Source organism: Photobacterium pectinilyticum (genome assembly GCF_024357955.1).
GTDB lineage: Bacteria > Pseudomonadota > Gammaproteobacteria > Enterobacterales > Vibrionaceae > Photobacterium > Photobacterium pectinilyticum.
Genome location: NZ_JANEYT010000117.1, coordinates 1 through 11,964 on the forward strand (window position 1 = coordinate 1; position 11,964 = coordinate 11,964).

An 11,964-nucleotide genomic window follows, 5' to 3' on the forward strand; every position below is an offset into this window, starting at 1 on the left:
TAGCCATGATAATAGCCTCATGAACTGACTTATCATCAGTATAGTTAACAGGGCTGAGTATTAGTGGTAATCAGGTAGATTTTTATGTTTTTGGTGTTCACGCTTTTTTATCATATCTAAGTTTGTGAAGTGCCGCGATGCTGAGTGTTGCTCTGCGTATTCACACTCGTAATCAACTACTCTCTAATAACATCACACCAAAGCATTAGACCGTACGATCTTCCTTCGTATTGCTGAGTAAAAGCGAGGGCGTTCTATAAATTTTCGTTTATACACCGACGAATACTTGAACACGGTAGAAGAAAGTGTCCAACTAGTCAGCAACTTTATTGGATCCTCAAAACCATAGTCTAGGCCGATGGTGGTTTTCTTTGTTCCATCAATAAATTGAACGCATTTGATTGTGCTTGAAGGTCAAATCATCTTGTAAATAATCCAACAAGTATCGATGTAACTTAGGCTGGTATTGTCTTGAGGGATACAGAGCCCATATGCCAACAGGGTTCACTTGACAGTCTGTTAGCAAAATAGTGAGACCTCCTGTTTGTGCTTCATTCTCAATATAATGCAGAGGTAAACACGCTATACCTTTGCCATTAATTGCTGCATTCAGAAGTATTGAGCTATCATTTACAGCGTAGTTACTTGTGACCGTCACATTAACGGGCTCAGCGGATTTCGAGCCGGTCTTGGGAACAAAAAGCCAATCATTGCCTATTCGTTTGTGAACCAAGCAATTGTGATCGCGTAAATCTTCGGGAGATAAAGGAGCGCCATGTTCTGCTAGATATTGAGGAGAAGCGCAAACCACCGATGGGCAATCAGCCAGTTTCTTTCCAATTAAAGATTCGGGCAGGTCATTGCTCAACTCGATTGCCATATCAACCCCATGTTTTATCAAATCCAGTGACTGATTCGACAGCGTGAGATCGACTTCAATGTCAGGGTACTTAAGCATGAATTGTTCAATCGCTTGGGCAAGATAAGCCTGACCAAACGAAATGCTGGTAACAAGTGAAATTCTTCCTCTAGGTTGAGAATGCTGCTCTTGGGCTAAGCTATATAGTTGGGCATTCTGCTCTAAAATATTCTGGCAGAATGGCAATAAATCACGACCAGCGTTAGTAATACCTAAGCTTCTTGTTGAGCGATACAGTAAACATACACCTAAAGATTTTTCCAACGCGGTTATATGCCTAGTCGCCATGGATCGTGACATTCCTAAAGCCTTAGATGCTGCCGTCAGGCTTCCTAGATCGACAGTAGAAACGAAAACTTCCATTGAAACTATTCTATCCATACGCCCTCAATAGTTCGATTTATGCAACAATATATTGACGTATAGCATATATATCAACTTCAAACTAGGTTTTATACTGACCTTCTATTCCAATACCGAGCCGAATAAAATGAAAAAAACAATGGTACTAGTCGCATGCCTCAGTGCAGGTTTAATTCAAAGTAATACACTATTTGCACACACTCAAAATTCTGAAAGCTCAACTGTAGCAATCATTGAGTCTGGTAAGCTTATGGGAAGCAACCATGATGGCGTGACCACATTTTATGACGTTCCATATGCGCAAAACCCTTTTACGGCAGATCGCCGATTTCAAGCTCCGCAAGCATACGAAACTTGGAGTGGAGTATTAGATGCAACACAAGCAGGTCAACCCGTTCCACAACCAAGTCGAGGTAAAAACACCACCTTGGTGGGGGCTTCCGGACATCTTACTCTGAACATATGGACACCTACTAGCGCCGTTGCTACTAACAGCAAGGCATCAAATGAAAAGCTGCCAGTTATGGTGTGGATCCCTGGCGGTGCATTCATCCGAGAAGATGCGGCAGAGTTAGCCTACGACGGAACAAGCTTTGCTCAGAATGACGTGATTGTTGTAACTATCAATTATCGTGTGGGCGTTGATGGTTTTATGCACCTTGAGGGCGCACCGGATAATCGCGGCATTCTTGATCAAATCATGGCTCTTGAGTGGGTACAACATAACATCGAATATTTTGGTGGGGACCCTAGCCAGGTTACTGTTGCAGGTCAATCTGCTGGGGCAGAAAGTGTTGCCATTTTATTGGGTACCGAAAAAGCAGAAGGCCTATTCCAGAAAGCCATTATGCAAAGCCCTCCAATGGCATTTTTAACCCAAGAAGAAGCTCAGAAAATTACACAAAGCTATACCAAAAAGTTGAATGTTCCAGCCACCGTTGAGGGTTTATCTACAGTCCCATTTCCTGAACTAGTTAAGAACGTTATTGATATGGGCTATACCATACAAGATCGTGACAAATGGGAAATACTGTCGTGGGGAGGCACCGCATTTTTGCCCGTTGTTGATGGTGATATCATTGTCGAGTCTCCAATGAAAGACCTCAGCAAAGCTTCACCTTCTATTCCGGTCATCGTTGGTAGCACCGATCAAGAATCACGACTCTACCTGGTACCAAGTGGTGCCGTTAACAACACGACCGAAGAAACGAAGTCACTATTATTATCTGACTTGTCATTGGAGGGTTGGCCTGCGGGTGTGTATTCAACAAAAGACAATGGAAAGTCTATTGGAGACACGTTTGCCGACATTCAATCTGATTTTACATTTAGAATGCCAGCACTGCACATTGCTCAACAGTTAACTAAAAACGACAACAATGTTTGGCATTATAATTTTTCTTGGATGTCACCTGCATTTGATGGTCAATTAGGAGCCGCGCACTTTGTTGACGTACCGTTTGTGTTTAATACCACTGACAACGAACAAGCAAAAACATTTGTTGGCTCACAGCCTCCAGTTGAACTTATTAATACCATGCACAACCAATGGCTAACATTCATCAAGACAAGTAAAGCTGATTGGTCTCCTTACAACTTATCGGAACGACCAACAATGCAATTTGATGTTACATCGAAACAGGTCAATGACCCTACTAGCTCGGTTCGAAAATTATGGAAAGGTTATGAATTTTAAGTAAAACGACTCAAATATTGGATGAGGGCCGCTGACATAAAAAAATCAGGTCATAGCATGGCTTGGGGCTTCCTATTTATAGGTTTAAAGCCAACGGGCTGCTCTTGTACACGTACCAAGTGAAATGTATGGAAGAGCTGGCGAAGCCTGAGCCAGATATTGAGTCATTGCTGCCTTAGAACTGCTTATACTCAGCGCCACGTGGGATCGTGGTGCTCTTACATTTCTAGAGGTGCTGAATTCGGATAATTCATAGTAGGGCAAACTCATATTAACAATATATGAATGAGTATTTACTCTGAGTGACTTTGGGGCATTTCTGAGTTACAGCATTTGTTAAATTAGCAATTATCTGAAGTATGGTAATACCACTACACAGCAAAGAGCACGGTGGAATTGATAGATATGTCTACTAATCCATTAGTCGTCATTACCTCTCCTAGATCAGATATGACCACGGCCTCAACACCTTCAATGGTGTTGAGGTAATGGATTGACTCTAAAGCCGAAGGGAGAAACCCAGCAGTGCTCCATATTTCTCCATCAACGGAGTTCGGAGAAATAATCGTTAGGCTGGCAATATCAGTAGATATGGGGTTGCCGGTTTTGGCATCTAGTAGATGGTGATAACGCTTACCGTTGACTTCAAAAAAGCGCTCATTGATCCCTGACGTTACCATCGACATGCCATGTAGTGGCACTGCGCGAATAACTTCGCCTCGAGTTAATAGTGGGTTTTGAATACCGACGTTCCACGAGCTATTGCTGTTTTTAGGTGACCCACCGATAGTCAGTACATTACCGCCGAGGCTAATAAATCCACTCTCTACACCAGCATCAACCAGTTTTTGCTTAACTCTGTCAGCAAAGTAACCTTTGGCTATCGCGCCTAAATCGATCTCCATACCCGCTTGGCGAAGAAAAACTGAACGCTTTTGTTCATCAAGGACAATTTGAGTCGGGTCGATCAGCGCGAGCTTAGTTGCAATTTCTTGCTGACTTGGCTGTTTTGCATCTTTAAAGCCAATACGCCACGCTTTCACCAGTGGTCCAATAGCAACATTGAATGGATTACTTAGATCTTCACTATGGTATTTCGCTAACTTAACAAGTTCAAACAGATCGGGATTCACAGAAACAGGAGCAACTCCAGCACTATGATTCACTCGCATTAACTCTGAGTCTGTTTGGTTTACGGTAAATCTCTGGGCGTAATCAACGAGCTGAAGATAAGCCTCCTTTATAAGTTGTTCACCATTTGAATGATTGACCACCAAATCGATAAAGGTGCCCATCATTTGGAATCTTGAATGGTAGCTTTTCATCATCTTACTCCTCGCCTAGAACGCAAATAGAGGGAAGTAGATACTTCCCTCTCGGCCTCTAATCTAATACTTGTTAAACAAGCTCAGATGCGGTTTCACCAGCAATACGGCCGTAAGTAAAGATGTCGATCAGCGCGTTACCACCAAGACGGTTACCAGCATGGATACCACCAGCGACCTCACCAGCGGCATACAAGCCTTTGATGATTTGACCATCTTTGCCGATTACACGTGCTTTAGTATCAATCTTTAAGCCGCCCATAGTATGGTGAACTGAAGGTTGACGTGGCGTTGCATAAAACGGTGCTTTTTCCACTTTCAAGCCAAATGCGCTCTTATTGAACTCAGGATCGCTACCTTGCTCTACGCAGTTGTTGTACTGAGCAATGGTCGTCGTCAGAGTATTGGCTGGCACACCAATCTTCTGAGCAAGCTCTTCAAGGGTATCCGCTTGAATAATGATGCCCTCTTTGATTTCACGTTCAATAGTTTCATCTGAGGTATTGGCTGCGGTTTGACGAATATTCTCATCAGCAATCATGTAGATCAGACCGCCATTATCGAAGAATGCTTCTGCCAGTACATCACGGCTACCACATTCATCGATAAAGCGGTTGCCTTGTTGGTTAACAAACACAAAGTTCTCTGGCGGTACAATTAAACCAGTCAATAGCGCACCTGATTTAGGGTCACCGACAGGCATCAATTGTACAAAGCCCATACCAACGAGTTCAGCACCGGCTTTTTCGCCGATTTCAATACCGTCACCCACCAGTGCAGGAGAGTTAGTGGTCTTGATATCGTCTGCGATTTCTTTCCAGTAGGTGTTGTATTTCTTAATCATTTGAGTGTTGGCACCAAAGCCACCAGACGCTAGAACAACACCGTGATTCACATGCAGAATCAGCTCTGTACCATCCGCTTGAACTGCTTTGATACCAACAACTTTGCCCTCTTCAACAATCAGGTCTGTTGCACGCGTGTCAGTGATGATACGACCATTTTGCTCTTCGATGCGTTTTGACAGTTTATCGACAAACTCCACACCTTTTGGCCGTTTTGGTTTGTGCGCACGACGCCATAGAGCACCTACTGGGATTTCAACCACACTGCGGTCAAAGTCGATACCTTTATCACTCAGCCAGTTGATGGATTCCATTGAGCTTGATGTTAATGTTTCTACAAGATCATATTGACCGTGAATAGCCTCACCATTTAGGTCGGTACGTTTACCACCTAAGTAAGTTTGAATACGGTGCAGTTCAACAGAATCAAATAGGTACTTGTTACCCGTTTCTAAATCAGTGAAGTAGTTATCTAGTTGAGATTTAAGCGTTCTAAAATCAGCTAAGTACTCATCAACAAATTCAGATTCTGGAGTGCTTGCAAGCTGAATTAAGGTCTCTTTCTCGCCCGGTAGAGCTGCAAAATCACCTTGCCATTCTGGTTCTGCGGCATTTACCCAGCCACCAGTACGCACAGTGTTACCACCAATTGCAGGGAATTTCTCCAGAAGAATAACGGACTTGCCCTTATCAAGCGCAGTAAGTGTCGCACTTAGACCTGCGCCACCGCCGCCAACCACGACGATATCAACGGTTTCTTCAATCGTTTTTGAAGACCACTGAACAGCCTCTCTTGCTTTGCAACGTAGTGCTTCAGAATTACCACCAGCAAGATCAACTGCGTTTGATACGCCATCAAGTACCGCTTGGCTACTTACGGTCGCACCTGAAATTACATCAATGTTAAGTGTTTGACCATCTAGAACCTGTTGTGGAATACGCTCGAACGCAGGGTTAGCAATACCGTCAGACTCTTTAGATGAATCGACCAAAATCTCCAAAATTTTATCTTCAGAGAAGGTCACCGTTACTGGTAAGTCATCATTATGGCCACGGCCGTAAGCTGTGTATTCGCCCGCATTAAACTTGATAGGCACATTTTGTAGCTCTTTAATGCGCTGGTGCTTAAGTGCTTCTGCTGCGCTATCGATAATCATGTAATCCATGATTTCCCATAGCGGTGTTGGGATTGTCAGAGCTTCTTGCTGCTCAATGTCAGCAAATTCTGCACATGATTCATCACTTAGTGCTTTGCTTGCCCAAGTTGGCTCAACCAAGAAACCTTTACCTACAGCAGTAAGGTCGTAACCTTGCGCCAATGCTTTATCGGCATCGCTGCGCTGAGCAATACCACCAACACCAATAACTGGCACTTTAGCCAAGTTTTCAGATTGCAGTTTACGGTACTTATCGATCAATGGCTCCAGATCTTCTGGGGTAACAATTGAGTTACGTAGCCAGCTACCCATTGAGAAATGAAGGTAATCTAAACCGTGAGTCGCTAACTTATCGAGCAAGTACATAGTGTCATCAAAGCGAATGCCTGGCTGTTCGATCTCTTCTGGAGAGAAACGGTAACCTATGATGAAATCTGATTTGTCATGCGCCTTGACGACTTGTTTGGTTTTCTCTAGTACCGCAAGTGGGAACGTGGTGCGTTTTTCAATATCACCGCCCCATTTATCAGTTCTTCGGTTTGAGTGAGGTGAGAAAAACTGTTGAATCAGGTAAGTATTCGCACCGTGGATTTCAACGCCATCGAAACCAGCCAAAATTGCACGATTAACTGCATCACCAAAACGATCGATCATCGATTCGATCTGTTCATGGGTCATCTCTAAAGGCGTTTCGGCGTTGTCACGCAATGCAGCAATTGGGCTTGCTGAGACAGGTTGATGACCGCCGTTAAATTCAGGGTTTGCCATACGACCAGCATGGTAAATTTGCAATATAGCTTTTGAACCTTTGACTTTAATCGCATTAGCGAGCTTGGTTAAACCAGCAATTTTACTGTCAATATCAATACCCAAAGCGCCAGGGAACGCACGGCCATAGTTTTCTACAAATGCACTTTCAACAATAACTGCGCCAGCATCACCAGAGCGTGCTGCGTAGTAGTCGATCATCTCTTGAGTTACGCCACCATCAAAATAAGCCGACTGGATCGTCATTGGAGCCATTACGATGCGGTTGTGCAGCACACCTCCCGATTGAAAGACGATACCTTCATTTAAAAGAGTCATAGGTTGTTTCCTTTTACAGATTAATTCTCATATCAAACCGGCCTAGTTAGGTAAGGGTGAATCTCAACGAGTTTGATATGAAAACTGACGCAAGTTAGATCTTTTATATTGGCAACTGCTGGGCTATCGACGTATCGACAACACAGCAGCTTCGAATATGTAGGGATGTCCGCGCTAATATTGTGGAAATTGGTCTATGAGTAAAGTGACTTGTTTACATTAAGTGCATTACAAAATTGCATAAATAACCTTGCTACGGTCGCGGTAGGAATGGCAGTTACCTGCCACCCCCCGCACAGATCCGGACGTGCGCTACTAACGCATCCGGCTCCTACCTCGGGTGCATAGCGTAAAAGCGCTTTTCCGGATAAGGGTGGACAATCTTCGGTGACGGTATCCAATATCTAGCCAATCTCTCAAAACGTGACCATGTCATTTGGCTTCGCTGGCTTCTGCGCCTGAGCGCTTTCAACCATGCTTTTCTCACTTCTCTCACGAAGAGGTTAAGTGACTTACTGTTGTGTGGGACGCCATAGTAATTTATGTGCCCATGAACAACCCGTCTGAGCCATGCTCCTGTTTTATATGGTTTATCATGCAATCTCCGCTTAAGCTCCTGACGTATCTTTTTAAGCTGGTTTGTCAGTCTCTTTCGCTTAGTTTTGCGTTTGATTGCCACCTCACCTTTGCGGGTTATGTCGCAAAGTTATGCTGATGCACAAGCGTACTGATTTCCAGGTGCAATTAGGCTGAAAGTGCGTAGAATTCATCCCAAACTGATAAACCATCAGGATTGTCGAGCTGTCCATTTTTAATCATCGCCCACAGCTCTATTCCGGCTAAAGTCGCTTTTGCACCTTCGTCAGACTTCCAACCCTGTACCTGGTTCATTTTCCCTTTTACTCTGCGGTGGCTTTGCTCAACAATATTGTTCAGGTATTTCACTTGAAGGACTTCAATGAGGTTGAGCATCAGGCCATTCTGCCAAAGCTCAAAATTGATATGATGCAGCGCTAACGTATTGGTGCGCCACTCTTATCGAGCACCACCTTTTCAGGTAATCCGTTATGGCCTATTGCCTTAATAAAGAAGGCGCGAGCGGCTTTCTCATCACGGTGAGCGCACAGTAAAAAATCAATGACCTTGCCGTACTTATCAACGGCTCGGTAGTAATATTTCCACTGACCTTTGACATTAATGTATGTCTCGTCCATCCGCCACGAAGAAGCGACAGGCTTCTTTCTTCCGCGAGCTCGATGTTCCAGCAATGGTGCAAATTTGATGACCCACCGGTTGATGGTTGAGTGATCAACATGGATACCCCGTTCTGCCATCATCTCTTCGATTTCACGGTAGCTGAGTTTATAAGAAACGTATTAACGCACAACTATGAGAATGATGCAGGAAGGAGAGTGGCGACCGGAAAAGTTGATAGTCATTGAGGTCGATCGTTGCGTGTTGGAAGCCAGATTTTAGTTTGCGACAGAACCGATAACTTCCTCATAATTGTCTTCCTTTCAAATTAATCAAATTACCCAATTTTTGTAGGTGTCAGACTTGCTAAAGCACCCTAAATAAAACCCAAATAATTAACTTTAAAACAATACTTTAAGTAAGAAAAGTGTAAGATGTTCACGGTGAACACTCCAAAATGCTCACCATGTTCACGTAGGCCAATTAAGAAAATAGTTCAGACATTGCTTGCTCGATAACACTATCGGTTAACTGGGACGTGAGTTTGAACGCAAAAGATTTACTCAGTCCACATTCTTATACCCGATAAAGTAAAACGTACAGCCAAATCTTGAGCAAAACTTGCCGCATCACTTGGCTTAGAGAAAATCGTATCGAAGATCTTACGTGTGGAGTTGTACTTATCCTTTTCAATACCTGAGGTATATAAAGATCTCACTGTGCGAATATGATCTATAGCCTCTTTAAACGCATGCTGTTTCGAAAACTCATTAGTCGCATATAGCACGACATGAATCCTATTTTTACGGAATTTGAAGCTAATAACCACCCCTTCAAACACAGAATACAATGGTGCATTAGGGCCTTGGTAAAGTAGAACCCAATGACTATCAAGCTTTTCGAATTGCCCCACAGTTAGGAGCTTCTCTAGCTCATTTTTTAATGCTATTTTCATCTTAACTCCTTTCTATATACAGCATAGCCAATAGGAATTCTTCAGAATTGGTAGAACAAGTTAGTTGCAAATGCGTACGCAAACAGAACATATAGATACTATTCATTACGGTTTCAATATATTCAATTATTAAAAACAACAAAATACTTCTGTAATTTACTAAATGGAATTAATATTAAAATTTCCCACGACATCCCAAGCGTTAGGTCGGAAATTGCCATGTATGCCCGAGTGTATCATTCGAATGTACTCGTTAGTGAGTTTGCGAAATCAGGTTTTTTCGCAAAGTTATGCTGATGCACAAGCGTACTGATTTTCAGATGCAATTAGGCTGCAAGCGCGTAGAATTCATCCCAAACAGATAAACCATCAGGGTTGTCGAGCTGTCCATTTTTAATCATCGCCCACAGCTCTATTCCGGCTAAAGTCGCTTTTGCACCTTCGTCAGACTTCCAACCCTGTGCCTGGTTCATTTTCCCTTTTACTCTGCGGTGGCTTTGCTCAACAATATTGTTCAGGTATTTCACTTGAAGGACTTCAATGAGGTTGAGCATCAGGCCATTCTGCCAAAGCTCAAAATTGATATGATGCAGCGCTAACGCATTGGTGCGCCACTCTTATCGAGCACCACCTTTTCAGGTAATCCGTTATGGCCTATTGCCTTAATAAAGAAGGCGCGAGCGGCTTTCTCATCACGGTGAGCGCACAGTAAAAAATCAATGACCTTGCCGTACTTATCAACGGCTCGGTAGTAATATTTCCACTGACCTTTGACATTAATGTATGTCTCGTCCATCCGCCACGAAGAAGCGACAGGCTTCTTTCTTACGCGAGCTCGATGCTCCAGCAATGGTGCAAATTTGATGACCCACCGGTTGATGGTTGAGTGATCAACATGGATACCCCGTTCTGCCATCATCTCTTCGATTTCACGGTAGCTGAGTTTATAAGAAACGTATTAACGCACAACTATGAGAATGATGCAGGAAGGAGAGTGGCGACCGGAAAAGTTGATAGTCATAATGCTAAAGGTAATGAGTGCTGACGAAGATCCTAACTCAGCACTCCTGTTTGCGACATAACCCGCTTGTGCATCAGCACAACTTTGCGACAAAATCAAAAAAAGCCTCCGCTAGCCAGAAAGCGGAGGCTTTTTCTTTTTTTTGTTGTTTTTAAAGCTTCTTGTTACCGTTCGTACCATATGCAGCATGACGCTTATCATCCATTGAAGCATAATTTCTTGCTGAAATAAAGATGACGTTCACTTTCGTTAGCAACTAATCCAATATAACCGCCATTTAGTAAATTACAGAATTGGTTTGTTATTTTTAATAATTGAATATGTTCGCACTTGTGTAGATGATAATTCCTGTTCGTTGCAATATGACGTGTCCAACCAAAAATTTTTATCCTTCCCTTCATGGGGTGCTGCCTTATGGCAGCTTTTTTTATACCCTTATTTTGCTTATTTAAGTCTCGACTAGTTATCCACCTACTCTGTGGATGCCAATGGGGGGAAGTCGGGCTGTCTTTAAGTGAGATAAATTAGCAATGTAAGTTATTGCTTTAAATGATTGAATATATTGAAACCATAATGAATAGTATCTATATGTTCTGTTTGCGTACGCATTTGCAACTAACTTGTTCTACCAATTCTGAAGAATTCCTATTGGATATGCTGTATATAGAAAGAAATTAAGATGAAAATAGCATTAAAAAATGAGCTAGAGAAACTCCTAACTGTGGGGCAATTCGAAAAGCTTGATAGTCATTGGGTTCTACTTTACCAAGGCCCTAATGCACCATTGTATTCTGTGTTTGAAGGGGTGGTTATTGGTTTCAAATTCCGTAAAAATAGGATTCATGTCGTGCTATATGCGACTAATGAATTTTCGAAACAGCATGCGTTTAAAGAGGCTATAGATCATATTCGCACAGTGAGATCTTTATATACCTCAGGTATTGAAAAGGATAAGTACAACTCCACACATAAGATCTTCGATACGATTTTCTCTAAGCCAAGTGATGCGGCAAGTTTTGCTCAAGATTTGGCTATACGTTTTACTTTATCGGGTATAAGAATGTGGACTGAGTAAATCTTTTGCGTTCAAACTCACGTCCCAGTTAACTGAGGTCGTACCGCGGCCCTTTTGTCTCTGGTCGTTACACGATCAAGCTCGTTAATCTAAGTGTGAATTAATATTACTTCCATTAAGTAAATCTATTTACACCGTAATCAATAACTCCTCGCTCTTTATCTAAGTAGGAAACTCGGATCAGCCGGTTATGTCGCAAACAGGAGTGCTGACGGATATCCTAACTCAGCACTCCTGTTTGCGACATAACCTTACCTGATTACCACTAATACTCAGCCCTGTTAACTATACTGATGATAAGTCAGTTCATGAGGCTATTATCATGGCT

6 protein-coding genes and 2 pseudogenes are annotated in these 11,964 nt (G+C 42.8%); 2 read left to right on the forward strand and 6 right to left on the reverse strand.

Going from position 1 to position 11,964, the window contains the following annotated elements; translation table 11 throughout:
- Positions 1-379: 379 nt before the first annotated feature.
- Positions 380-1,300, reverse strand: coding sequence for a LysR family transcriptional regulator (locus NHN17_RS24320; RefSeq protein ID WP_255045252.1), 921 nt, complete (start codon positions 1,298-1,300; stop codon positions 380-382).
- Positions 1,301-1,421: 121 nt separating this feature from the next.
- Between NHN17_RS24320 and NHN17_RS24325 the strand changes: the two genes are divergently transcribed.
- On the forward strand, positions 1,422-2,978 hold the full coding sequence (locus NHN17_RS24325) for a carboxylesterase/lipase family protein (protein WP_255045256.1): 1,557 nt from the start codon (positions 1,422-1,424) through the stop codon (positions 2,976-2,978).
- Between the two features lie 371 nt (positions 2,979-3,349).
- On the opposite strand, the gene NHN17_RS24330 is transcribed toward NHN17_RS24325, so the two are convergent.
- The 5 genes and pseudogenes from NHN17_RS24330 to NHN17_RS24350 all read right to left on the reverse strand — a co-directional run bounded on the left by NHN17_RS24330 (position 3,350) and on the right by NHN17_RS24350 (position 10,561).
- Positions 3,350-4,303 carry an FAD:protein FMN transferase gene (locus NHN17_RS24330; RefSeq protein WP_255045257.1) on the reverse strand — a complete coding sequence of 318 codons (954 nt, stop codon included), beginning with the start codon at positions 4,301-4,303 and terminating at the stop codon, positions 3,350-3,352.
- Positions 4,304-4,376: 73 nt separating this feature from the next.
- Positions 4,377-7,391, reverse strand: a complete 3,015-nt coding sequence (gene ard, locus NHN17_RS24335) for an NADH-dependent flavin oxidoreductase (RefSeq protein WP_255045253.1) — start codon at positions 7,389-7,391, stop codon at positions 4,377-4,379.
- 744 nt (positions 7,392-8,135) lie between these two features.
- Positions 8,136-8,830 (reverse strand): annotated as a pseudogene (locus NHN17_RS24340) (IS6 family transposase).
- 314 nt (positions 8,831-9,144) lie between these two features.
- Positions 9,145-9,540: a hypothetical protein gene (locus NHN17_RS24345; RefSeq protein WP_255045254.1), complete on the reverse strand. Its 396-nt coding sequence runs from the start codon at positions 9,538-9,540 to the stop codon at positions 9,145-9,147.
- Between the two features lie 326 nt (positions 9,541-9,866).
- Positions 9,867-10,561, reverse strand: a pseudogene (locus NHN17_RS24350) (IS6 family transposase).
- Positions 10,562-11,240: 679 nt separating this feature from the next.
- Between NHN17_RS24350 and NHN17_RS24355 the strand changes: the two are divergent.
- Positions 11,241-11,636, forward strand: a complete 396-nt coding sequence (locus tag NHN17_RS24355) for a hypothetical protein (RefSeq protein ID WP_255045255.1) — start codon at positions 11,241-11,243, stop codon at positions 11,634-11,636.
- The last annotated feature ends 328 nt before the right edge of the window (positions 11,637-11,964 follow it).